The sequence below is a fragment of the Methylobacterium sp. 092160098-2 genome (assembly GCF_028920805.1).
GTDB lineage: Bacteria > Pseudomonadota > Alphaproteobacteria > Rhizobiales > Beijerinckiaceae > Methylobacterium > Methylobacterium fujisawaense.
The window spans coordinates 2,566,875-2,587,897 of record NZ_JAQPZJ010000001.1; the positions used below are offsets into that span (position 1 = coordinate 2,566,875).

General features: G+C 71.1%; 24 protein-coding genes and 2 tRNA genes. 13 read left to right on the forward strand and 13 right to left on the reverse strand.

From position 1 onward, the window contains the following. The first annotated feature begins 16 nt into the window (after window positions 1-16). Both PQI07_RS12060 and PQI07_RS12065 read left to right on the forward strand, forming a co-directional pair. Window positions 17-877, forward strand: a complete 861-nt coding sequence (locus PQI07_RS12060; protein WP_043388201.1) for a universal stress protein — start codon at window positions 17-19, stop codon at window positions 875-877. A 16-nt stretch (window positions 878-893) separates the two neighbouring features. Then, the gene (locus PQI07_RS12065) at window positions 894-1,097 is read left to right on the forward strand and encodes a hypothetical protein (protein ID WP_274926692.1); all 204 of its coding nucleotides are present in this window, start codon (window positions 894-896) and stop codon (window positions 1,095-1,097) included. Between the two features lie 43 nt (window positions 1,098-1,140). Here the strand turns inward: PQI07_RS12065 and PQI07_RS12070 are convergent, their stop codons facing one another. The 3 genes from PQI07_RS12070 to PQI07_RS12080 form a co-directional block, all read right to left on the reverse strand. Continuing rightward, complete coding sequence (locus PQI07_RS12070) at window positions 1,141-1,545, reverse strand: BLUF domain-containing protein (protein WP_075380907.1); 405 nt, start codon at window positions 1,543-1,545, stop codon at window positions 1,141-1,143. Between the two features lie 175 nt (window positions 1,546-1,720). Continuing rightward, window positions 1,721-2,533 (reverse strand): universal stress protein, encoded by an 813-nt coding sequence (locus PQI07_RS12075; RefSeq protein WP_274926693.1) that lies wholly within the window; start codon window positions 2,531-2,533, stop codon window positions 1,721-1,723. 100 nt (window positions 2,534-2,633) lie between these two features. After that, window positions 2,634-4,553, reverse strand: coding sequence for a heavy metal translocating P-type ATPase (locus PQI07_RS12080; protein WP_274926694.1), 1,920 nt, complete (start codon window positions 4,551-4,553; stop codon window positions 2,634-2,636). Between the two features lie 500 nt (window positions 4,554-5,053). On the opposite strand from PQI07_RS12080, the gene PQI07_RS12085 reads away from it, so the two are divergent. Then, window positions 5,054-5,395: a phasin family protein gene (locus PQI07_RS12085; RefSeq protein ID WP_274926695.1), complete on the forward strand. Its 342-nt coding sequence runs from the start codon at window positions 5,054-5,056 to the stop codon at window positions 5,393-5,395. 204 nt (window positions 5,396-5,599) lie between these two features. Here PQI07_RS12085 and PQI07_RS12090 read toward each other — a convergent pair whose 3' ends face one another. Further along, the gene (locus PQI07_RS12090; RefSeq protein WP_274926696.1) at window positions 5,600-6,025 is read right to left on the reverse strand and encodes a response regulator transcription factor; all 426 of its coding nucleotides are present in this window, start codon (window positions 6,023-6,025) and stop codon (window positions 5,600-5,602) included. Window positions 6,026-6,341: 316 nt separating this feature from the next. Between PQI07_RS12090 and PQI07_RS12095 the strand changes: the two genes are divergently transcribed. The 8 genes from PQI07_RS12095 to PQI07_RS12130 all read left to right on the forward strand — a co-directional run bounded on the left by PQI07_RS12095 (window position 6,342) and on the right by PQI07_RS12130 (window position 10,376). Beyond that, entirely contained in the window at window positions 6,342-6,728 is a 387-nt protein-coding gene (locus tag PQI07_RS12095) for a hypothetical protein (protein ID WP_274926697.1), read from the forward strand. A 152-nt stretch (window positions 6,729-6,880) separates the two neighbouring features. Further along, window positions 6,881-7,447: a hypoxanthine phosphoribosyltransferase gene (gene hpt, locus PQI07_RS12100; protein ID WP_043354359.1), complete on the forward strand. Its 567-nt coding sequence runs from the start codon at window positions 6,881-6,883 to the stop codon at window positions 7,445-7,447. 165 nt (window positions 7,448-7,612) lie between these two features. Beyond that, window positions 7,613-7,978, forward strand: a complete 366-nt coding sequence (locus tag PQI07_RS12105; RefSeq protein ID WP_043354361.1) for a response regulator — start codon at window positions 7,613-7,615, stop codon at window positions 7,976-7,978. 121 nt (window positions 7,979-8,099) lie between these two features. After that, window positions 8,100-8,432, forward strand: coding sequence for a hypothetical protein (locus PQI07_RS12110; protein ID WP_043354363.1), 333 nt, complete (start codon window positions 8,100-8,102; stop codon window positions 8,430-8,432). A 52-nt stretch (window positions 8,433-8,484) separates the two neighbouring features. Beyond that, window positions 8,485-8,862 carry a hypothetical protein gene (locus PQI07_RS12115; protein WP_043354364.1) on the forward strand — a complete coding sequence of 126 codons (378 nt, stop codon included), beginning with the start codon at window positions 8,485-8,487 and terminating at the stop codon, window positions 8,860-8,862. Window positions 8,863-8,935: 73 nt separating this feature from the next. Beyond that, window positions 8,936-9,010, forward strand: a tRNA-Thr gene (locus PQI07_RS12120). 512 nt (window positions 9,011-9,522) lie between these two features. Further along, on the forward strand, window positions 9,523-9,783 hold the full coding sequence (locus tag PQI07_RS12125; protein WP_075380900.1) for a NepR family anti-sigma factor: 261 nt from the start codon (window positions 9,523-9,525) through the stop codon (window positions 9,781-9,783). Next, window positions 9,780-10,376: a sigma-70 family RNA polymerase sigma factor gene (locus PQI07_RS12130; protein ID WP_051044938.1), complete on the forward strand. Its 597-nt coding sequence runs from the start codon at window positions 9,780-9,782 to the stop codon at window positions 10,374-10,376. Before PQI07_RS12125 ends, PQI07_RS12130 begins: the two co-directional genes overlap by 4 nt. 55 nt (window positions 10,377-10,431) lie before the next feature. Here the strand turns inward: PQI07_RS12130 and PQI07_RS12135 are convergent, their stop codons facing one another. Both PQI07_RS12135 and PQI07_RS12140 read right to left on the reverse strand, forming a co-directional pair. Beyond that, window positions 10,432-10,965, reverse strand: a complete 534-nt coding sequence (locus tag PQI07_RS12135; protein ID WP_274926698.1) for an isochorismatase family protein — start codon at window positions 10,963-10,965, stop codon at window positions 10,432-10,434. 566 nt (window positions 10,966-11,531) lie between these two features. Continuing rightward, window positions 11,532-11,608 (reverse strand) — tRNA-His (locus PQI07_RS12140). 221 nt (window positions 11,609-11,829) lie between these two features. Here PQI07_RS12140 and PQI07_RS12145 point away from each other — a divergent pair. Together PQI07_RS12145 and PQI07_RS12150 are read left to right on the forward strand one after the other, a co-directional pair. After that, a complete protein-coding gene (locus PQI07_RS12145; protein ID WP_274926699.1) occupies window positions 11,830-13,758 on the forward strand; it encodes a chloride channel protein in 1,929 nt (642 codons plus the stop codon). 104 nt (window positions 13,759-13,862) lie between these two features. Continuing rightward, entirely contained in the window at window positions 13,863-14,999 is a 1,137-nt protein-coding gene (locus PQI07_RS12150) for a tartrate dehydrogenase (protein WP_274926700.1), read from the forward strand. 168 nt (window positions 15,000-15,167) lie between these two features. On the opposite strand, the gene dxs is transcribed toward PQI07_RS12150, so the two are convergent. The 7 genes from dxs to PQI07_RS12185 all read right to left on the reverse strand — a co-directional run bounded on the left by dxs (window position 15,168) and on the right by PQI07_RS12185 (window position 20,918). Beyond that, window positions 15,168-17,162, reverse strand: coding sequence for a 1-deoxy-D-xylulose-5-phosphate synthase (gene dxs, locus PQI07_RS12155; RefSeq protein WP_274926701.1), 1,995 nt, complete (start codon window positions 17,160-17,162; stop codon window positions 15,168-15,170). 43 nt (window positions 17,163-17,205) lie between these two features. Continuing rightward, a complete protein-coding gene (locus tag PQI07_RS12160) occupies window positions 17,206-17,466 on the reverse strand; it encodes an exodeoxyribonuclease VII small subunit (RefSeq protein ID WP_043348369.1) in 261 nt (86 codons plus the stop codon). A gap of 127 nt (window positions 17,467-17,593) precedes the next feature. Continuing rightward, complete coding sequence (locus PQI07_RS12165) at window positions 17,594-18,106, reverse strand: tyrosine phosphatase family protein (RefSeq protein ID WP_043348372.1); 513 nt, start codon at window positions 18,104-18,106, stop codon at window positions 17,594-17,596. A gap of 50 nt (window positions 18,107-18,156) precedes the next feature. Next, the gene (locus PQI07_RS12170) at window positions 18,157-18,747 is read right to left on the reverse strand and encodes an HD domain-containing protein (protein ID WP_274926702.1); all 591 of its coding nucleotides are present in this window, start codon (window positions 18,745-18,747) and stop codon (window positions 18,157-18,159) included. Next, on the reverse strand, window positions 18,744-19,358 hold the full coding sequence (locus PQI07_RS12175; RefSeq protein WP_075380896.1) for a DNA-3-methyladenine glycosylase I: 615 nt from the start codon (window positions 19,356-19,358) through the stop codon (window positions 18,744-18,746). The genes PQI07_RS12170 and PQI07_RS12175 overlap by 4 nt, the downstream gene beginning before the upstream one ends. Window positions 19,359-19,803: 445 nt before the next feature. Next, complete coding sequence (locus tag PQI07_RS12180) at window positions 19,804-20,217, reverse strand: SRPBCC family protein (RefSeq protein ID WP_274926703.1); 414 nt, start codon at window positions 20,215-20,217, stop codon at window positions 19,804-19,806. A gap of 290 nt (window positions 20,218-20,507) precedes the next feature. After that, window positions 20,508-20,918 (reverse strand): DUF6841 family protein, encoded by a 411-nt coding sequence (locus tag PQI07_RS12185; RefSeq protein WP_274926704.1) that lies wholly within the window; start codon window positions 20,916-20,918, stop codon window positions 20,508-20,510. Window positions 20,919-21,023: the final 105 nt, after the last annotated feature.

Consider the following 21,023-nt stretch of genomic DNA (forward strand, 5'->3'; position numbering starts at 1 on the left):
GAATCGGAGACGCTCCATGTCCAGCCCCTCCCGCTCCCCACTCGCGGGCATTCGCGACGTCCTCGTCGGCACGACCGTGGAGGGCGAGTTCGATCCCCCCATCGCGGCGATCGGCTACGGGCTGACGCTGGCCAAGGCGGCCAATGCGCACCTCACCGTGCAGTCGGCCTCCTGGCGCCTCACGGGCGACGACGCGTGGCTCGGCGAGTTCGACTACGTGGGCGAGGCTCTCGTGGACCGCCGTCTCGACGCGCTGGCGCGCTCCATCGCGGAGCGTGCGGCCGGCGATGCGGCCCAGGTCGGCGTTGTCTGCACGACGGAGGCGCCGGGGCTGACCTACCCGGACGTCGTGACCCGGCTGGCCACGCAGGCGCGCCTGCACGACCTCACGGTCCTGGACGCGGGACCGCGACGGTTCGACCTCGATCGCGAGACCATCGAGCGGGCGCTCTTCGAGAGCGGGCGGCCGGTCATCGCGGTGCCGCCGGGCCGCGACGCCTTCGCCGCACGGCGGATCATCGTCGCCTGGGACGGCAGCGCGCAGGCGGCGCGGGCCGCCAACGATGCCCTGCCGTTCCTGCGCGCCGCCGAAGCGATCGAGGTCGTCTCGGTCTGCGACGACGCGGAGATCCACGAGGCCGTCCCCGGGGCCGAGTTCGCGCCCCACCTCGCGCGGCACGGCGTGAACGTCGTCGTCAACGACCTGCCGAAGGGGGACGGCATCGCCGAGACCCTGCGCAGCCAGGCCGGCCTGTTCCGCGCCGACCTGGTCGTGATGGGAGCCTACCGGCATTCCCCCAAGCGGGAGTTCTTCCTGGGCGGGGTCACCCGCTCGCTCCTGCGGAACAGCCCCGTGCCGCTGTTCCTGTCCCATTGAACCTAGGGGGTCGGCGATGCGCAAGCGACCAACAGCCCGGAGCGGCACGACCACCGGGCCGACGCGCAAGCGTGAGCCGCCGCCCCGTGGCGCCCCGGCGCGCCCCGAAGCCGCGGAGGCGGTGCCGCCGGTGCGGGCGCCGAACGCGCCCGATTGGGCCAACCCGTTGACCGAGGAGGAGCGCCGCGCCCTCGAGGCCGGCTGGGGCTTCGTCGAATGACGGCCCCGCGGGCGCCGTCGGCTCCCCGGCCCGTGCGGCGGTGTCAGAGCCGGGCCCGCGCGAGTTCCTCGATGGCCTGGATCAGGCGGCGCAGGTCGGCCGGGTCCGGCTGCGCCGGGGCACGCGCGGTCAGGGCTGCGATCAGCCTGTCGACGTAAACGGAGGCGCCGGAATAGGCGAGGCTCCAGTCGGCGAAGCGCCGCCGGTCGATGTCGTCGTACAGCAGCACCGCCACCTCCGTATGCCGCGGGTCGCGACGGATGCTGTCCATCAGGGCATCGACCGCGGGGCGCGGCCCCTCCAGGATCTGCGCGAACCGGGTGCGCGACGCCACGAGGGCTCCCGTGACCCGGAGCCGGGCGTTCCGGGACAGAGACGTCTCGACGATGTTCCGGACGTCGGCCTCGGAGGATCTCCGCCGGCTGACGTAGAGAAGCCGACTGTCCATGGCTCTGCCTCCCTGCCGCCGCCCAGCGCGACCCTGACGCGTCCGGGCCGGCGAGCCTGGCCTCGTCGCACGGATCGGACCGGAACGCGGGCACCGCGGGATGGTGCCGTTCGACGCCCGCGATCGGGAAGCGCTCGTCCAGCCTGCGAACGGGCGGCCCCGACGAAGCGCGGGCTCAGTGGCTCATCAGGCAGCAGCGTGGGGAGCGCTCGAGGAGATCGCGCGTGACGCCGCCGAACATCCATTCCCGCAACCGGGAATGGCCGTAGGCGCCCGTGACGATCAGATCCGCATCCTGCCGCAGGGCGAACCGCAGGATCTCCGAGCCGGCATCCTCCTCCGTTTGCAGGTGATGGACGGCGACGTGCGCGCCGTGCCGCGCGAGGTGGCCGGCCACGTCGTCCGCACCGTCGGGCCGGGCATCGGCGCCGACGGTCGCCACGTGGACCCGGTCCGCCGCCCGCAGGAATGGCAAAGCCGCCGACACGGCCCGCCGCGCTGCGGGACCGTCCCGCCACGCGACGACGATGCGCGACCCCGTCAGGCTCGCGAGCCCCGGCGGCACCACCAGGACCGGCCTGCCGGCCTCCATGAGGACGGGCCCGGGCGGCACGCCGAGCGGTCCCGGATCCGCGTCGCCCGGTCCCCGCCGGCTCAGGACCACGAGGTCCGCGGCGCGGGCCGTCTCGATGACGTGCGTGACGGCGTCCGCGAAGCCGGCGCGCCAGTCCGTGCCGATCCCCTCGGTCTCGGCACGCCGGAACAGGGCCTGCGCCTGTTCGAGGATGGTTTGGACCTGTGCCGTGTTGCGTTGCTCCTGCGCGATGGCATCGTAGACATCGCGGACCAGGAGGGGGGCCGGCACCGGATGGGCCGCCGCGCCCGTGAGCGTCGCCGCGAAGCGCCGGGCGAGGCCGGCGGCGAGGCGCATCCGGTCCAGCGCCGCTTCGCCGAGGTCGGCGGAAACGAGGATGTTGGCGTAGTCCATGGCTCAGCTCCGGCCCGCGTCGATGCCGACGCGGGGAACCTCGCTGGAGCCGCGAGGGGCCACCTTGATCCAGCGCAAGCCCGCCGGCTGCCGGCGGGCGTCAGGGATGGCCCACGGCCTCCGCCGTCGGCTCGCGCCCGTCCCGGGGGCCGCCGAGCACGCGCATGGCGTTGAGGATCACCGCGACGTCGATGGCCTCCTGAAGGAGCGCCCCCTGAAGCGGCGAGAGATGGCCCAGCGCCGCCGCGACCATGCCGGCGAGGGACAGGCCGAGGCCGATCCACACGCTCTGGAGGGCGATGGCGCGGGCGCGCTTCGCGATGTGGATCGCCTGCGGCAGCGGCGCCAGGCTGTCCACCAGCAGGACGACGTCGGCCGCCTCGGCCGCCGCCGCCGCGCCCCGGGCGCCGAGGGCCACGCCGAGATCGGCCGCCGCCAGCGCGGGCGCGTCGTTGACCCCGTCGCCCACCATCATCACGGGGCCGTTCCGACGCTCGGCGGCCACGGTGCCGGTCTTGGCTGCCGGATCGAGGTCGGCCACGATGGCGTCCACGGGCAGGCCGGCGACGAGCGCCTCGGCGACGCCGCGCCGGTCGCCGGTCGCGAGCACCACGCGCGTGATCCCGCAGGCGCGAAGGTCCATGAGCGCCCGGCCGCCATCCGTCCGCAGCGGGTCCGCGAAGTCCAGGACCGCGGCCGGCGTGCCGTCGACGGCGACCAGGACCGTCGATGCCGCCGCCGCGGCCTGTCGGGGGCCGGCCGCCGGCGGGAAGACGATGCCGTGCCGGCGCATCAGGCGCGCGCCTCCGACGATGACGAGCCGCCCCTCCACCCGGCCGCTCGCCCCCTCGCCGGGGGATTCCGCGACCATCGAGGGCTGCGGAAGGATCAGGCCGCGCCCCCGGGCCTCCTCGACCAGGGCCCGCGCCACCGGGTGGCCCGAGGCCTGATCGACGGACGCCGCGAGGCGCAGGACCTCGGCCTCCCCGTGCGCGCCGAGGGTTCGCAGGGCGGCGAGTCGGGCGGAGCCGCGGGTCAGGGTGCCGGTCTTGTCGATCACCAGGACCCGCACCTGGGCGAGCATCTCCAGCGCGCCGCCGCCCTTGATCAACACGCCGATGCCGGCTGCGCGCGACAGTCCCGAGACGAGGGCGACGGGCACCGCCAGGATCAGCGGGCACGGCGTGGCGACGACCAGCACCGCCAGGGCCCGGATCGGGTCGCCCGTGGCGGCCCAGGCGCCGCCGGCTAAAGCCAGCGTGAGAGCGAGGAATCCGAGCCCGTAGCGGTCCGCCAACCGCGCCATCGGCGACTTCTGGGCCCGGGCGGCCTCGACCAGGCGGACGATCCCGGCATAGGTGCTCTCGGCCGCGGGTCGCTCCGCCAAGAGGGTGAACGGCGTGCCGGCATTCACCGTGCCGCTGAGCACGGGCTCGTTCGCCTTGAGGGTGACCGGTAGCGCCTCGCCGGTCAGGCTCGACCGGTCGAGCACCGCCCGGCCCGCCGCGACCCACCCGTCCACCGGCACGACGTCACCGACACGGACCAGGATCCGGTCCCCCGGGACCAGCGCCGCGAGGGCGACCTCCTGCAACACACCGCCCTCCTCGCGCAGGGCGGTGCGCGGCTGGCGCGCGATCAGCGCCGTCATCGCCGCCCCGGCCCGGCCCGTGGCATAGGCCTCCAGCGACTGGCCGCCCGCGTACATCAGGGCGATGACGGCACCGGCCAGCGTCTGACCCAGGAGGAGGGCGCCGCCCATCGAGAGAAGGGCAACGAGGTCCAGCCCGACATCGCCGCGCGCCAAGCTCGTCACGACCTGCGTCAGGAGGACGGCCAGGACCGCCAGGGTTGCGAACGCCCAGGCCGCCGTCGCGAAGTCCGGACGCCCGAGCGCCTGCGCCAGGAGGCCCGCGCTGAGGCCCGCCAGCGGCAGGACCGCCAGCCACCTCCGCACCCGCGTCCCCCACTCGGCGGCCGACCATCCTGTTCCGGTTGAGCCTACCGCCGCCGTGGCCATGTCGAGGGTGCCTCCGTCCGCGCCGCCGAGCTAGGGCCCGCCTGGTTCGCGGGCCTTGCGTTGGATCAAACCGTCCCCGTCGAAGCGGGCCGGGCTCAGGCCCGTGGGGCGCGACCACGCCAGGTTCCGGCCCCCGCGATGCCGGCGCACCGACCGGGACGGGGCTGCGGACGACGGTGAATCCGTTGGGCATCGCGGGCTCGGTCCAGCTCTCGACGCGTCGCGTCGGCTTCTCCCTTCGCGACTGGAGCAAGGGGTCGAGGGCCGAGCCCCGGGCGCGGACGGGCCGCGGCCTGCGATGCCCGAGAGATCCGGAGCTGGCGCCGAGCCTTGGATCGGGTCGCGGGGCGTCGCGTCCGCCGGCGTCCGACCTGTCCGGTCGGGTTTTTCTCAATAATATCTGAGCGAATAGTTGTATTGGATTTGAGATATTGATCTGAATCAATGCGGATCGTGCCGGAACTTCATTCGTGGCCCGGATGTCGAGACAGGAGATCCCGATGGCTTCTGAGACCGTGACGCCTCTTCAGGCACCGTCGTCCACCGACCCGATGGAGTCCATCAAGGCCGGCCTGGGTACAGGCTTCGGCGCCTGGCAAGCCTTTGCCGTCGATCTGCCGCTGCGCATCGCCACTGAGACGGTGCGCTTCACGGGCTGCCGTCTCCAGGCCCAGGCGGACCATCTGGCCGCGCTCACCCGATGCGGCTCGCTCAAGGATGCGTTCGAGCTTCAGACGGCGTTCCTGACCAGAAGCATGGCCGACTACCAAGCGGAGGCGCGCACGCTGTCGCACGAGGTCGTCGAGGCGGCCTCCGCCGAGGGGGTGTCCAAGGCGGCCTGAGGGGCCGGACCGCCGCGCCATTCCGAGCGCGCCCGTCTCGATGGCTTCTGCTGCGGTGGGGGCAGGACGGGGGCGGCATGATGGGGGTGGCAGGATGGGTGGCAGGACGGGCCGCAGGTCGGCTCGCCCTCTGCCGGGTGTTCGCACGCTGGCCCGATGCGCGCCGTATTTCGCTCTGGCCGGTCTGGTTTCCGCCGGGTGTGGTCAGGCCGGCTGGGGGATGGGCGCTGGGCGTGGCGCCGGGGCGGCGTCTCGGGCGGTGTCTCGGGCGGCGTCCGGGGCGAGGAGCCCGAGGAGCGCGTCGAAGGCGAGGGGCTTGTCGACCAGCGGGATCCCGGCGGCGCGGGCCCGGGCGCGGATGGCGGGGTCGGGGTGTCCGGTGATCAGGAACACGGGCACGCGGGCATCGAGGTCGTGGAGCCTGGCGCAGACTTCCAGGCCGTCGAGCCCCGGCAGGACGTGGTCGAGGAGGACGAAGGCCGGGCTCGGCCCCGGGAAGGCGGCCAGCAGTTCCGGTCCGTCCGCGAAGGTCTCGACCCGGAGGCCCTCGCTTTCCAGGAGGAAGCGGGTGGAGTGGAGGACGGCCGCGTCGTCGTCCACCACGTAGATGAGGTCGGTCAGGGCAGGCATGAGGTGTATCGGCGGCTAGGTCGGCGGCTGGATCGGCAGGTTCGTCGGCGGGATGCCGGTCCGGGTTCGGGACCGCCAGGATGGGGCGCGATCCGGATCCCGGCCTTGACCTGCCTCAAGGCCGGCTCAGGCCAGGCCCGCCAGCACCGCCCAGCGCACCAGCTCCTGCAGGGGACCGGAAGGCGTGTCGTTTCATTGTCCTCTGGTTTTGTTCGCGGGCATTCCCCGGTTCTGGTGTGGGTTATAGAATTGCCAAATTTGTCCGCCTACGCTCTCGACCGCGTGAATTGAATATCGTCTGAGCGTGAAGACTGCCATGAACAGCACGACACAGCAGGATCAACTCGAGATTGTGAGCGCGCTGGCGGCGTCGCTGGCCGATCGGATGCTGATGGAGCGCCTGACCCAGGGAACGCTGCCGCTGGCGAACGCCAGCCGCCTCTGGACCGCGTCGCTGCTGCTGGAGGAGCACGAGCGCCCCATTCCGCGCATCGTGGCGGACGTCCTGGAACAGGTGCGGCATGTCGAGCCCGCGGAGGCGCCGGAGGGGATGGACCGGGAGTCCGGGCTGGAGTCCGGACCGGAGCCCCGACCGGAGCCCTTGCCGGACGTGACGGCCGAGCGGCATGCCGGCGCGGCCGCGCCGCGCCGGCGCCGGCTCACCCGCCTGCTCCGCCCGTTCCGGCAGGGAACCGAGGCCTGACGCTCCCGGCGTTGGCGGGTCCTGCGGGCGCGACTTGATGTCGGCCCGCCGTCGTTTCGGATCCGGAGTTTCCCGACGGCGCCCGGGACGCTAAGACCCTCTCCAGTGCGGTGGCGGATCCCGTCCCGCGAACGGGCTTCGGGATACGAGTGATGAGCACCCCTGAACGGCGCGTCCGGACCCTGTTCGACGAGGCGGCCATCGCCAGGCGCAACGACGAACTCGCCCAGGAGATTTTGGCTGCCGGGCCCGAGGACCTCCTCGTCGTGGCCGTGCTCAAGGGAAGCTTCATGTTCGCGGCCGACCTGCTCCGGTCGCTCCACCGGGTCGGCCTCGCGCCGCAGGTCGAGTTCGTGCACCTGTCGAGCTACCGTACGGGGACCGTGTCCAGCGGTCAGGTCGAGATCCTGCGCGACGTGCAGAGCGAGGTGCGCGGGCGGGATGTGCTGCTCGTGGACGATATCCTGGAATCGGGCCGCACCGTCGTCTTCGCCAAGGACCTGCTGATGGCCCGCGGCGCCCGGCGCGTCCTCACCGCGGTGCTGCTGGAGAAGCCCGGCAAGCGCGCCGTGACGATCGACGCGGATTTCGTCGGCTTCGTCTGCCCCGATGTCTTCGTCGTCGGCTACGGCATGGATGCCGCGCACGCCTTCCGGCAGTTGCCCTTCGTGGGCGTGGTCGATTACGGGGATGGCGGCCCGGATCTGTTCGATGCCTGACCGAGACGCCGCGGCGCGGCATTTTCGCCGCGCTGCACGGCAGGATTGACGATTCGACGTGCGACGTCTTGACAGGCGGCAAATTCGCCTGTGTCTGTCGACGTTTGGGCGTCCGCATCATCGCGACGGGGCGCTCGCGGGCTTCGGGGACGATCACGGGACCACATGGCGCGCATCCTCCTGGTGGATGACGAAGAGACCGTCCGGGGCTTCCTCAAGCGGGGGCTGGAGATCGACGGCCATGCGGTCGTCACGGCCAGCGATGGCAGTGACGGGCTCGATCGCCTCAACGAGGCCGACGGCGGCTTCGATCTGATGCTCACCGATATCCGCATGCCGCTCATGGACGGCATCGCGCTGGCCCTGGCGGCCAAGCGCGATTTCCCCGACCTGACCATCCTGCTGATGACCGGCTTCGCCGATCAGCGCGAGCGCGCGCGGGGGCTCGATGCCATCGTCACCGATGTCCTGACCAAGCCCTTCTCCCTGGCGGATCTGCGCGCCACGGTGAAGCGGGCGCTGGCGGCCTGAGGCGACCGGCCCGGCGGGACAGTCCACCCGTTCAGACGAACTTAAACATTTCCCTTAGGTTGAGCTTCACGAAGGCGTGCCAATCTGCTCCCGACTGGATCAGACCGAGTGCGCCCTCGCCATGTATCGCCGGGACCGGGACATCGACGCGGCAGCCTATCAAGCGGACCGCTATGCCTGGGAGCCGGACGATGCGACCTGGCGGGCGGATCGGGACGAGCCGCAGCGGGCACGCAAGGGCTTTTTCGGGCGGCTGTCTTCGCTGATCAAGATTTCCGTGCTTGCGGTGCCGGCGGCGCTGTTCCTGTACGGCAGCTTCGCCGATTGCAGCGGCCGTCCGGCGGCGGGCTGGCTCGGCCTCGTCGGGGCCGGTGCCTGCGCCCGCAACGAGATGCTCGGCAACGTCCTCTCGATCCAGGACAACCTCGCCCTCCTGAAGCGGCTCATCAACTGAACCTTCGGCGTGTCGTGCCGCCGCGCTCTGCTCCGCTCCCCGTGAGTCCGCCATGTCCAGCCGCCCGCTTCTTCCCGCCGCGTCCGAAGGTGCGTCCGATGCCCTCGAGGAGGCGAAGTTCCGCGCCCGCATGGCACGGGTCGGCCCCGAAGCGGCGAACCGTCCCCCCCGCGGGAGCCGGGCACCCGAACGGGGGCGCCGCCTCCGGCTCGGCTGGAAGGGCTGGCTCGTCGTCGACAGCCTGGTCGTGCTCCTCGTCGTCGCGGGGGTGGTGGCCTGGCCGCCGATCCAGGCCTGCCGATACCAGGACCAGACGGTCGGCTTCTACGCCGGCGATTCCGTTGGGAAGTGCATCCGCCGCGGCATCGCCGACCGCCTCGATACCGCGGACCAGCGCTTCAAGCGCCTGATCCGCCGCTCGGGCCAATGAGGCGGGCCGCCGCAATTCTTCGCGCCCCTCGGGTTGAGCGGCGGCACGGCGGCTGGTAGCAAGCGTCTCGCGAGCCGGTGTAGCACAGCGGTAGTGCAGCGGTTTTGTAAACCGAAGGTCGGGAGTTCGATCCTCTCCACCGGCACCAGACGTTTTCCGCACGATCAGAGTGGGTTGGGCCTGCTCCCGGAGCGCGGCGACCGCTCTCCTCAGGCAGCGGTCGGGACATCGCCCCTTCGAATCGCCTCCCCCTGGAAGAATCCCGGGACCGGGTCTGCCGTCGACGCACCCGCGCGCGGCGCGCGCCAGGACGGGTCTGGTCGCGGCACGTTCGGCTTCGGGAGGAGCGAGACCGCGCCCGGTCGGACAGGCGGCCCGGAGCGCGGTCAGCGTCCGTTCAGGTGCCTCCGCGCATCCTCGGTACAGCCAAGCTGAAAATAAGTATTTCTGAATTGTAACTGAGTATATATCCTGAAAATTCGGCCCAAGCTGGGCCATTTGATAATTAAAATTAGATGAATGCGCAGTTCAGAGCCGATTAAATCCGTCGCGCCTACCAGCCGTGCCGGACAGCGATGAGATGCGTCTCCGCCGCGCCGAGACCGGTCCGGCGGAGGCCGGGCCTCCGGGGCCGCATCGGGCACGGCAGGGGGCGCGACCATGTCAGGGAACGAGGACGATCGGGCGAGGGCGGGCTCCGCCGGAGCGCCGGATGCGACCGAGGGATGCGCCGCGGTCGGGCCGCGCCCGGCGCGGCGGGCCGGTGCGCCCGGTCGTTCGATCGACGGCGCGGCGCGGGACCGGATCGGGCGCGGCCTGCGCCTGCACTACGCCGGGGTGCTGGCGCTGCCGATTCCGGACCGGCTCCGGATGCTGCTCGACGACCTCGCCGCCTGCTCCGACACGGAGGCCTCGCAATGACCCTGATGCTGCAAGCCGCCCCCGCGGGGAGCGGATCCGGTCCGGCGCCCGTAGGGGCCGATGCCGAGATGCGCGACCTCCTTCTGGGCGCGATCCCGGCCCTGCGGGCCTTCGCGTTCTCGCTGACCTACGACCTCGACCGCTCGGACGATCTCGTGCAGGACACGCTGGTGCGCGCGTGGATCAACGCCGCCAGCTTCCGCCGCGGGACCAACCTGACCGCGTGGCTGTTCACGATCCTGCGGAACCTGTTCTATTCCGAGCAGCGCAAGCGCAAGCGCGAGGTTGAGGATGCCGACGGCGTGCATGCCGGGCGGCTCAGCGCCCTCCCGGAGCAGGAGATCCGGATGGAGATGGCGCAGTTCCAGAGCGCCCTGAACCGTCTGCCGCCGGCTCAGCGCGAGGCGCTGGTCCTGGTCGGCGCCCAGAGCTTCACCTACGAGGAGGCCGCGGCGATCTGCGGCGTCGCCGTCGGCACGATCAAGAGCCGGGTCAGCCGCGCCCGGATGCGCCTGATCGAGGTTCTGGGCATGAACGGCGCCGATGATATCGGTCCCGACGCGCAGACCCGTGCGGCCCTGGACGGTCCCTAGGCCGCTTACCGTCGAAGGGGATGCCGGCTCGGCGGGCCGGGAGCCGCGCCGGCGCCTACTTGATGAGCGTCATGATCTCGCGGAACCGCGGGTGGCGCGCCGTGCCGAGCCACTCGAACACCACCATCTCGGTGGTGACGATCTCGGCCCCGTGGGCGGCCATCCGGGTGAGCGCGACCGCCCGGCTCTCCGTCCGCCGCGAACCCACGGCATCGCACACCACGCAGGCGCGGCGCCCGGCCTCGAGAAGCCCGAGAACGGTCTGCAGCACGCAGATATGCGCCTCGCAGCCGGTGACCACGAGGTCCCGATCCGCGGGCAGCCGCTCGAGGAAGCCCGGCGCCCGGGTGGCACTGAAGCTCATCTTGGGGAAGGCCGTCCCGGGCTCGGGCGCCAGTTCCGGCACGGTGGGGCCGAGGCCACCGGCATTCTGCTCGGTGACCAGGATCGGGACGTCGAGGCGATGCGCGGCGGCGGCGAGGCGGCCCGTATTGGCCAGGATTCCGGCTCCGTCGGCGATCACCGGCATCAGCCGGACCTGAACGTCGATGATCAGGAGAAGCGAGCGAGCGGGATCGATCAGGGGCATCGGTTCGGATCTCGCATGGGGCGCGCACGCTGGAACGGGTTCGGTCGGACGTCCGGTCCGCTCATGTGGTGCTGCGGCTGCCTGCCTGCCGGATTGGGCATGCCGGACCCTCGGCCGTCCGCTCACCGGGGCCGGCGACCGCGCGACCCGGCACCCGTCCGATCCGGCAGGCGTGCCCGCGAGGCCGATCGGACGTGCGATATCCGACGCGGGCTGTGGTCGCCACCGCTGCCGGCCGGAGGGCGGGGCGCGCCCCCACTCTCCCGACGGCCTGGGGCGCCTCAAGGGTGATGCGAGGCCGGGCTGCTGCCGCTGCACCATGGCGTCCATCCCGGGCCGGCTCGCCCCGCATCCGCCGTCGCGCTAGGCCATCCGCGGTGAACGGTGGACGATCTCCCGCACGCCGCGCCCAACCACGCCTGAGACCGTCGGGATCGCCCAAGCTGTGCGGTCGTCCCGAGACGCTCGTCCGGCGAGAACGCCGGATCCGGGAGGCGCCGGACGCATCCCCCCAAGCAAAAGGGGCCGGCGATCCGCCAACCCCTTGCGCTGTCGAGCTGAATGAATGGTACCACCGCCCCGGCTCGAACGGGGGACCCCCAGATCCACAATCTGGTGCTCTAACCAACTGAGCTACGGCGGCACTGGCGCGGGGTGTATCGTGGGCCGCGGCAGTTTTCAAGGCGATGTGTGCACGGGATTTCGACTCCGTGGATAGCGCCGTCCGGCTCCCCCGCGCCGGGCCGGCAGCGCCCCTGCGGCACGCGCCCGTTTGCAACGGGATCGACCCCGGCTGTAACTGCGACGGCGGAGTCGAGGCGTCGACCCCGCCGATCGAACCGACCGGAGGCGAAGAGGCGGACCGTGAGCGCGCGACAGCCAGCGGGCGCCGGCGGGGGCAGGGCGCCCGGCGAGGGATCGGCCGATGTCCCGGCCCGATCGGCCGTCCGGCCGAGCCGGCGGACCCGTCGCCGCTGGGCCGGGATCGGCCTCATCCAGGCCCCCGGACGGCTGCGCAGCCTCGTTCGCCGGAGCGAGGGCGGCCTCGTCGTCCTGGCGACCCTGGTGGGCTGCGTCGCCGGCGTGGCGGTCTCCGCCATGACCTGGATCACCCAGACCCTGCGCGAGGGGCTCTACCAGCTGCCCGCGGGGGCGCGCCTCAGCGCCGTCGATGCCGTGTCGCCGGTGCTCCTCCTCGTGGGGCCCTGCCTGGGCGGCGGCGTGCTCGGCCTGCTCATCGTCGCCGCCAACTACGTCCGCGGCCCGCGCAAGCGCCCCGCCATCGACCCGATCGAGGCGAACGCCCTGCATGGCGGCCGGATGTCCCTGCGCGACAGCCTCTACCTCGCACTCCAGAACGTCATCTCGAACGGGTCCGGCGCCTCGGTGGGGCTCGAAGCCGGCTACACACAGATCGCCTCCGGCCTCGCCTCGCGGCTCGGCATCGCCTTCGAGGTGCGGCGCAGCGACCTGCGCACCCTGGTGGGCTGCGGTGCGGCCGGGGCCATCGCGGCCGGCTTCGGCGCGCCGCTCGCCGGCGCCTTCTACGCCTTCGAGCTGATCATCGGCACCTACTCCATCGCCACCCTGACGCCCGTGATCGTCGCGGCCCTGTGCGGCAACCTGATCTCCCGGTCGCTGATCGAGGCCCAGCCGCTCGTCGATCTCGGAGACATGCAGGCGGTCACGACCTCGCACGTCACCAGCCTGGAGATCCTGCCGAGCCTCGCCCTCGGGCTGGTCTGTGCGGGCCTCGGCATCCTGATCATGCGCGGGGTCACCCTGGTCGAGCGCCTCGTCCAGGCCTCGGGCGTCCCGCGGGTGGCGGCGCCCGCCTTCGGGGGGCTGTGCGTCGGCGCGCTGGCGCTGCTGGCGACGCCGCAGGTGCTCTCGGGCGGTCACGGCGCCCTGCACATGCATTTCGCCGCCGAGGGGCAGGGACACGGCATCGCGGCCCTGGCCGGGCTGTTCGCCGCCAAGGCGGTGGCGTCGGCGATCTCGATCGGCTCGGGGTTCCGGGGCGGTCTGTTCTTCGCGTCCCTGTTCCTGGGCGCCATCGCCGGCAAGCTGTTCGCCGCCCTCGCCCCCGTGCTGGTGCCGCCGCTCGCGGATTTCGGCCTCACGCCCCTGGCCTACGCGGTGATCGGCATGAGCGCCCTGGCCGTGGCGATCATCGGCGGCCCGCTGACCATGACGTTCCTGGCGCTGGAGGTCACCGGCAGCCTGCCGATCACCGGCGTCGTGCTGGCGGCGGTGATCGCGTCCTCGCTCACCGTGCGCAAGACCTTCGGCTATTCCTTCGCCACCTGGCGCTTCCACCTGCGCGGCGAGAGCATCCGCAGCCCCCACGATGTCGGCTGGATCCGCTCGCTCACCGTCGGCCGCCTGATGCGCCGCAATCCCGGGACCGTGGCGGTGGATACGCCGCTGCCCACCTTCCTGCGTGCCCATCCCCTCGGCTCGCCCTCTCGGGTGATCGCCGTGGACGGGGGCGGGCGCTATGCCGGCATCGTGAACGTGCCCGAGGCGCACGCGGCGTCCCGGGATTCCGGCGCCGACGCGCAGCCCGTGCTCGCCGACCTGCTCCTCCATGGGGACGATTTCCTCACGCCGGGCATGAACGCCAAGGACGCCGCCGCAGCCTTCGACCGCACGGAGAGCGAGGCGCTCGCAGTCGTCGAGAGTGCCGAGAGCCGGAAGGTGCTGGGCCTGCTCACCGAGAGCCACACGCTGAAGCGCTACAGCGAGGAACTCGACCGCCAGCGCCGGGCGATGGCGGGCGAAACCGACTGATTGTCAGGCCGGCGTGTTGACCGCACGCTCGGGTGCAACAATCACCCTGACGTCTCCGACCCGGGCTCCGCAAAAGCCCGATCTCCGACATGCGTGGAGGACACATGCCCGGCCAAGAAAAACCCGGCCAAGAAAAACCCGGTCCAGAAAAACCCGGCCACCCGAACAGCCCGTCCCGCCGCTACCGCATCGCCGTCATTCCCGGCGACGGTATCGGCAAGGAGGTGGTGCCGGAGGGCGTGCGCGTGCTGGAGCAGGCGGCCAAGCACCACGGCTTCTCGCTCCAGCTCGACTGGTTCGATTTCGCGAGCTGCGACTACTACGAGCAGCACGGCCGGATGATGCCGGAGGATTGGAAGGCGCAGATCGAGACCCACGACGCGATCTATTTCGGCGCCGTCGGCATGCCCGAGCGGGTGCCCGACCACATCTCGCTCTGGGGCTCCCTGATCCTGTTCCGGCGGGAATTCGACCAGTACGCCAACCTGCGCCCGGTGCGGCTGATGCCGGGGGTGAAGTGCCCGCTCGCCGACCGCAAGCCGGGCGATATCGACTTCTGGGTGGTCCGCGAGAACACCGAGGGCGAGTACTCGAACGCGGGCGGCCGGATGTTCGCCGGCACCGACCGGGAATTCGCCCTGCAGGAGACGATCATGACCCGTCACGGGACCGACCGGATCCTGAAATTCGCCTTCGAGCTGGCCCAGAAGCGCCCGAAGAAGCACCTGACCTCGGCCACGAAGTCGAACGGCATCTCGATCACCATGCCGTACTGGGACGAGCGGGTGAAGGCGGTGGCCGAGTCCTATCCGAACGTCCGGTGGGACCAGTACCACATCGACATCCTGACCGCGCATTTCGTCCTGAACCCGGACCGGTTCGACGTGGTGGTGGCCTCCAACCTGTTCGGAGACATCCTGTCGGATCTGGGGCCCGCCTGCACGGGCACGATCGGCATCGCGCCGTCGGGCAACATCAACCCGGAGCGGGTGCACCCGTCCGTGTTCGAGCCGGTCCACGGCTCGGCGCCGGACATCGCCGGCCAGGGGATCGCCAACCCGATCGGTCAGATCTGGTCGGGGGCGATGATGCTGGAGCATCTCGGCGAGCACGAAGCCGCCCGGGAGATCGTCAGCGGGATCGAGCGGGTGCTGTCCGAGCGGACCCTGCGCACCCGCGACCTCGGCGGCAACGCCGACACGCAGGCCTGCGGCAAGGCGGTGGCGCAGACGCTGGGCTAGGGAGGCGGGTTCGCCCTGCCGCACCCTCATCCCGGGGTGCGGCGGAGCCGCCTCGCAGGCGCCTTCCGGAGATCGCGCGACCTCCGGAAGGCGCCTTCGGGGCCTGCGCTCCGCTCCGGCCCCTCAGGACGAGGTGCGCGGGTCGGAGCGCCGTCGCGAAACGCGCGATCAGCGGGGACGGCGGCGCACGCTCACCACGTTGCTGGCCGGCTCCGCCTTGCCGGACGCCGCCGGCAGGGCATCGAGGACCGCCTTGACGATGGCTTTGGCGTCGAGGCCGGCCTCGGCGTACATCTTCTCGGGGCTGTCGTGGTCTTGGTAGGTGTCCGGCAGCGTCAGCGTCCGCACCCGGACCCCGCCCGCGTCCAGCGCCCCCGTCTCCGACAGCAGGTGCAGCACCATCGCGCCGAACCCGCCCCGCGAGCCCTCCTCGATCGTCAGCAGGACCTCGTGGTCCCGCGCCAGATCCAGGATCAGCGCCTCGTCCAGCGGCTTGGCGAACCGCGCATCCGCCACCGTCACCGCCACGCCCTGCTCGGACAGCGTGTCCGCCGCCTTCGAGGCCTCGGCCAGCCGCGTGCCCAGGCTGAGGATCGCCACCCGCGCCTCCGCGTCCCGGCGCACCACCCGGCCCTTGCCGATCGTCAGGACCGCGCCCCGCTCCGGCAGCTCGACCCCCACGCCCTCGCCGCGCGGGTAGCGCAGGGCGATCGGCCCCGAATCATGCGCGTGGGCGGTGGCCACCATGTGCACCAGCTCGGCCTCGTCGGAGGCCGCCATCACGGTCATGTTCGGCAGGCAGCACAGATACGCCAGGTCGAACGCGCCGGCATGCGTCGCCCCGTCCGCGCCCACCAGACCCGCCCGGTCCAGGCAGAACCGCACCGGCAGGTTCTGCAGCGCCACGTCGTGCACCACCTGGTCGTAGGCCCGCTGCAGGAACGTCGAGTAGATCGCCACGAACGGCCGGTAGCCCTCGGTGGCCAGCCCGCCCGCGAACGTCACCGCGTGCTGCTCGGCGATGCCCACGTCGAAGGTCTTGTCCGGATGCGCCTTGCCGAACAGGTCGATGCCGGTGCCGCCCGGCATCGCCGCGGTGATCGCCACCACCTTGTCGTCGGCATCCGCCGCCTTGATCAGGCTCTCGCCGAACACCCGCGTGTAGGCCGGCGCGTTCGGCTTGGCCTTGGCCTGCACGCCCGAGATCACGTCGAACTTGACCACGCCGTGGTAGCGGTCGGCGCTCGCCTCGGCCGGCGCGTAGCCCTTGCCCTTCTGGGTGACGACGTGCAGCAGGATCGGGCCGTGCTCGGCGTCGCGGACGTTCTTGAGCACCGGCAGCAGGTGGTCGAGATTGTGCCCGTCCACCGGGCCGACATAGTGGAAGCCCATCTCCTCGAACATGGTGCCGCCGCCGACCACCAGCGAGCGGGCGTATTCCTCGGCCGCCGCGGCGCGCTGGTAGAGCGCCTTCGGCAGCAGCTTGCCGAGCTGCTTGGCGGTCTCGCGCAGGGACTGGTAGGCGCCCCCCGAGGCCAGCCGCGCCAGATAGGCCGACATGGCGCCCACCGGCGGGGCGATCGACATGTCGTTGTCGTTGAGGATGACGATCAGGCGCGAGTGCAGGGCGCCGGCATTGTTGAGCGCCTCGTAGGCCATGCCGGCCGACATCGAGCCGTCGCCGATCACCGCGATGGCGTTGCGGCGCTTCTGCGGGCGGCCCTTCACCTTGGCGGTGGCGTTGTCGAGGTCGCGCGCGACCGCCATGCCCAGCGCCGCCGAGATCGAGGTCGAGGAATGGGCGGCGCCGAACGGGTCGTAGACGCTCTCGCTGCGCTTGGTGAAGCCCGACAGCCCCCCGCCCTGGCGCAGGGTCCGGATGCGGTCGCGGCGTTCGGTCAGGATCTTGTGCGGGTAGCACTGGTGGCCGACGTCCCAGACGATGCGGTCGTCGGGGGTGTCGAACACGTGGTGCAGCGCCACCGTCAGCTCGACCACGCCGAGCCCCGAGCCCAGATGGCCGCCGGTGATCGACACCGCGTCGATCATCTCGGCGCGCACCGCCTCCGCAACAGCCGGAAGATCCGATTCCGGAAGACGCCGCAGCGCCGCAGGATTCGGGACACGATCGAGAAGCGCACTCTGCTCGGGGGTAATTGCCACGGCATCAACCTCTAACGGATGGGATCGGTTTGACCGCCGAGCCTCAGGACATGTCGAGTGGGGCAACGCCCTCGGGCCGCCCATCGGAGCCCAGCGTGATCCGCTGAATCCGGGCCTCGGCCCGCTTCAGCAGCGCCTCGCAATGCTTCTTCAGCACCTCGCCGCGCTCATAGATCGCCACCGATTCGTCGAGGGGCACGTCGCCCCGCTCAAGCCGGCGAACGATTTCCTCCAGCTGTTCCAGCGCCTTCTCGAAGGGCAGGTCGCCGGCGGCGGGGGCCCCCTCGGGTCTGCTCGCACTCATCCCAGATACTTCCTTTGGGGGTGGTTGTACGGCGCGAAACCCGGTGCCCACAACCCAGGGGGCCAATCCGCTGGCCGGATCCGCACCGTTTTGGAGCCACGCGGCGGCGTTTGCGCCACACTTCGGCTCACGCCAGCGCCAGGCTGAACGGCGTGCCCTCGAAGGCGTCGGCGCCGCGACCGATGCGCGCGATCGCCGCGACCATGCGGCCGTCGCGGCCGAGCATGCGGTCGGCGATGGCCACGAACAGGGGGTTGGGCGTCGCCGAAGGCGAAGCTGCGCGCAGGGCCTCGGCGATCGCCGCCTCGTCGCGCTCCGGCGCCAGCGCGCAGGCTGCGATATAGGCGGCGGCTGTCGACCGGCTGATCCCGGCATAGCAGTGGATGACGAGCGGCTTCTCCCGCGGCCAGGCCCGAATGAAGTCGAGCACCCGGGCCACATGTTCTTCAGCCGGCAAAACGTGCCCGTCGCGCGACGCGGCGATGTCGCTGACCCCGATGACGACGTGGTTCTCCGCCGCAATCGCGGCCGGCCGCTCCAGCGGCGTGCCGACATTGATCAGCGTGAGCACGTGGCTCGCATCGGTGGCGGCGACCGTCTCGGGCAGACGCGAGAGGGGACAGACGTGGAGGGTCGGCATGGTCTGGCGCCAGTGACCTGCGATCGTGACGGATCGAGGGCGGAGATTCGTCAGGTCGGACACAGAGCGTGGAATCGCGCGAGAAACCGCGCCTCGGCCTCGGCGGTCGGCCACGGCTCGGCCAGGACCAGCACCGGTTCGGGCAGCGCCCTGGCGGGGCCGAAATAGCGTTCGGCCTCGTCCCGGGCGAAACCGGCGAGGCGCACCGCCTCGACATGGGCTGCGATCCGGTCGGCCTGCTTCACCAAACGGGCGAGCGCCGGCACCGGGGCGGTCAGGCCGAAGCGGCGGCGCACCGCGGCGAGCAGACGCAGCTCGATGCCGCGATAGGCGTCGCCGAGGGCGGCCTTCAGGGGCGAGATGATGTCGCCCACGACATATTCCGGTGCGTCGTGCAGCAGGAGTTCCAGCCCGTCCGGATCGGTACAAGCGGCGTCGAGATGGCGGCCCACCGCCTCGACCAGCAGGCTGTGCTGGGCCACCGAGAAGACGTGCGGCCCATGGGTCTGGCCGTTCCAGCGGGCGACCCGGGCGAGGCCGTGGGCGATGTCGGCGATCTCGATGTCCCCGGGCGCCGGATCGAGGAGGTCGAGGCGCCGGCCGGAGAGCATGCGCTGCCAGGCGCGCGCCGGCTCGCTCATCGGGGCCGGCCCAGTTCGGCGCAGGGTCCGTGCCGGTGGCAGCCGACGAGGTGGTCGTTGACCATGCCCACCGCCTGCATGAAGGCGTGCACGATGGTCGGCCCGCAGAAGGAGAAGCCTTCCGCCTTCAGGGCCTTCCCGATCGCCCGGGAGGCCGGCGTCTCGGTGGCGATCCCCGCACGGGTCCGGGCTTTGCCCTGGATCGGCCGGCCGTCGACGAAATCCCAGAGGAAGCGCGAGAAGCCGGGGCCCTGGTCCTCGATCCGCAGCCAAGCCCGGGCGCCCGCGATGGTGCCCTGGATCTTGGCGCGGTTGCGAATGATGCGGGTGTCGGCCATCAGCCGCGCGACATCGTCCTCGGTGAAGCGGGCGATCCGCTCCGGATCGAAACCCGCGAAGGCGTCGCGAAACCCGTCCCGGCGGCGCAGGATGGTGATCCAGGACAGGCCGGCCTGGAAGCCGTCGAGGATCAGCTTCTCGTAGAGGGCCCGGCCGTCATACTCGGGCACGCCCCATTCGGTGTCGTGATAGGCGACATAGAGCGGGTCGAGGCCGGCCCACCAGCAGCGGGGGCAGCCGTCGGAATGGTCGATCAGGCCAGTCTCGGACATCCGGCCACGTTAACGAGAACAGGAGCGGAACGCCATCGTCGGAATGGGGAACGCGCATCGGCTGTCGCGGCGCGCTCCGCTCCGGCTTCACGCATGCGGGAGTGATCCGGTCGCAGGGCCGGCGCGCGCCTTCTACGACGTCAACCCGGTCACGCCCGGTGAGTGCAAGCCTAAGAGATCGAACGCGAACACGTGACCGGGCGGCGAGGACGCGTGCGGGCCTGCACGATGGAGCGCCAGCAATGCGCGTGTCTGCTCGCGAGACAGATCGTCCTCTTCGATTTCGAGCATCCTCTCCTGGTCGTCTGGAGGGTCTCCTCAACGCTTGCAGGCTGTCCGCTCGAGGGATGAGAGGGAAGGCACAGGACTGGCGTTGTCGGGGCGGGAGGGAAACGCCCGCTCCGGCCGGACAGCGGTCTCGGTCGTCGTTCTCGTTGGGCGGGCTTCAACGCCTCCCGACATGCTGGCAGAAGTTTCCAAGAATCGCCGCCCAGCCGTCGCGCTGGTGATCGATGGGGACGTGTTCGTCGGGATCGAACGCAATCTTTACGTGCGTTTGCTCGCCCGATGGTGTGAACTCGACCACCGCATTGCGATCACCAAACGCATATTCGATTCGCGTGTTCGGAATAATCTTTGTGTAAGTGCCCTCGAAATCGAAGCCCATGCTTCCGTCCCTCGCCTCCATGCGGGACGTGAACTTGCCACCTTCCTTCAGATCGACGCTTGCGGCTGGGCAATGCCAGTCGTCGGAGGCAAAGTTCCACTGCATGATCTGGTCGGGCGATGTATAGGCCTTCCAGGCGACATCGGGGGGTGCGGGAGCCGTTGCTTCCACGGTGATCCGATTCTGAGTCATTTGTGGTCGCAATCCCGTCGATGTCGAGCTTTCGAGGGGCGCACCTCATATCAGATCCGTTATGGCGGCAACCTCCGAAATGATGTCGACGACGGCCGCGGGTGCAAAGGCGCGTATGTCGGCGAGGGGTGGATGTGCGAGGCTCCGCTCCAGAGCGGCAAACGCACCGGAATGGACATCGCCGTCGTGCCTGCTCGCGACCCTTCCGAGATTGTCAGCGCTTCCGCTTTCTCGCGAGGCGCCTGAGCAACAGGCGTCCTGTGTGGCGTCGAGCGCCCGACATTCGCAAATCAGAGTTGCGCCCCTCGCGCGGCCCATGCCGCCATTTCACCGTCAGCGATCGTCAGCGATACGCGCCAGCGGTCGGAGCGGCGCAGAATGTAGACGTGGTCCCACTCGGCGACGAGTGCGTCTCCCTCGCCCCGCATCCGATAGGTCATCCGAGCCTGAGCGACGTTCGGGAAGAGTTCCACCGCCGACCGGAGTTCGCCCAGGGGCTGGACGACCCCCTGCTTGCGATAGAAGTCCATGAGCGTCACGCAATGGTCGCGAAATGCCTCTCTCGGCAACGCGAAGTTGCCGGTCGGAGACGGGAACAGTCCGACCGGCTCCCACAGCTCGCTCAACGCATCGGCGTCGCGGCGCGCGAACGCCTCGATGTAGCTGGCGAAGAACGCTGCGATCTCGTCCTGGAAGGTCATGGTCGTCCTCCTCGATGTCCCCGCCTATGCGACCGATCTGGCCGTCGCTGCGGCCCGGAGGCGAGTATCCGCTTCAGGGCAGAAGGTCGGGGACGGCTCCCGATC

Coding starts and splice junctions, on each gene's coding strand:
- PQI07_RS12160 (WP_043348369.1), bottom strand. CDS start 17,466: ATGAGTGCGAGCAGACCCGAGGGGGCCCCCGCCGCCGGCGACCTGCCC.
- PQI07_RS12110 (WP_043354363.1), top strand. CDS start 8,100: ATGTATCGCCGGGACCGGGACATCGACGCGGCAGCCTATCAAGCGGAC.
- PQI07_RS12065 (WP_274926692.1), top strand. CDS start 894: ATGCGCAAGCGACCAACAGCCCGGAGCGGCACGACCACCGGGCCGACG.
- PQI07_RS12090 (WP_274926696.1), bottom strand. CDS start 6,025: ATGCCTGCCCTGACCGACCTCATCTACGTGGTGGACGACGACGCGGCC.
- PQI07_RS12170 (WP_274926702.1), bottom strand. CDS start 18,747: ATGAGCGAGCCGGCGCGCGCCTGGCAGCGCATGCTCTCCGGCCGGCGC.
- PQI07_RS12060 (WP_043388201.1), top strand. CDS start 17: ATGTCCAGCCCCTCCCGCTCCCCACTCGCGGGCATTCGCGACGTCCTC.
- PQI07_RS12180 (WP_274926703.1), bottom strand. CDS start 20,217: ATGACTCAGAATCGGATCACCGTGGAAGCAACGGCTCCCGCACCCCCC.
- PQI07_RS12070 (WP_075380907.1), bottom strand. CDS start 1,545: ATGGACAGTCGGCTTCTCTACGTCAGCCGGCGGAGATCCTCCGAGGCC.
- PQI07_RS12075 (WP_274926693.1), bottom strand. CDS start 2,533: ATGGACTACGCCAACATCCTCGTTTCCGCCGACCTCGGCGAAGCGGCG.
- PQI07_RS12085 (WP_274926695.1), top strand. CDS start 5,054: ATGGCTTCTGAGACCGTGACGCCTCTTCAGGCACCGTCGTCCACCGAC.
- PQI07_RS12105 (WP_043354361.1), top strand. CDS start 7,613: ATGGCGCGCATCCTCCTGGTGGATGACGAAGAGACCGTCCGGGGCTTC.
- PQI07_RS12150 (WP_274926700.1), top strand. CDS start 13,863: ATGCCCGGCCAAGAAAAACCCGGCCAAGAAAAACCCGGTCCAGAAAAA.
- PQI07_RS12125 (WP_075380900.1), top strand. CDS start 9,523: ATGTCAGGGAACGAGGACGATCGGGCGAGGGCGGGCTCCGCCGGAGCG.
- PQI07_RS12095 (WP_274926697.1), top strand. CDS start 6,342: ATGAACAGCACGACACAGCAGGATCAACTCGAGATTGTGAGCGCGCTG.
- PQI07_RS12185 (WP_274926704.1), bottom strand. CDS start 20,918: ATGACCTTCCAGGACGAGATCGCAGCGTTCTTCGCCAGCTACATCGAG.
- PQI07_RS12135 (WP_274926698.1), bottom strand. CDS start 10,965: ATGCCCCTGATCGATCCCGCTCGCTCGCTTCTCCTGATCATCGACGTT.
- PQI07_RS12080 (WP_274926694.1), bottom strand. CDS start 4,553: ATGGCCACGGCGGCGGTAGGCTCAACCGGAACAGGATGGTCGGCCGCC.
- hpt (WP_043354359.1), top strand. CDS start 6,881: ATGAGCACCCCTGAACGGCGCGTCCGGACCCTGTTCGACGAGGCGGCC.
- PQI07_RS12175 (WP_075380896.1), bottom strand. CDS start 19,358: ATGTCCGAGACTGGCCTGATCGACCATTCCGACGGCTGCCCCCGCTGC.
- PQI07_RS12115 (WP_043354364.1), top strand. CDS start 8,485: ATGTCCAGCCGCCCGCTTCTTCCCGCCGCGTCCGAAGGTGCGTCCGAT.
- PQI07_RS12130 (WP_051044938.1), top strand. CDS start 9,780: ATGACCCTGATGCTGCAAGCCGCCCCCGCGGGGAGCGGATCCGGTCCG.
- PQI07_RS12165 (WP_043348372.1), bottom strand. CDS start 18,106: ATGCCGACCCTCCACGTCTGTCCCCTCTCGCGTCTGCCCGAGACGGTC.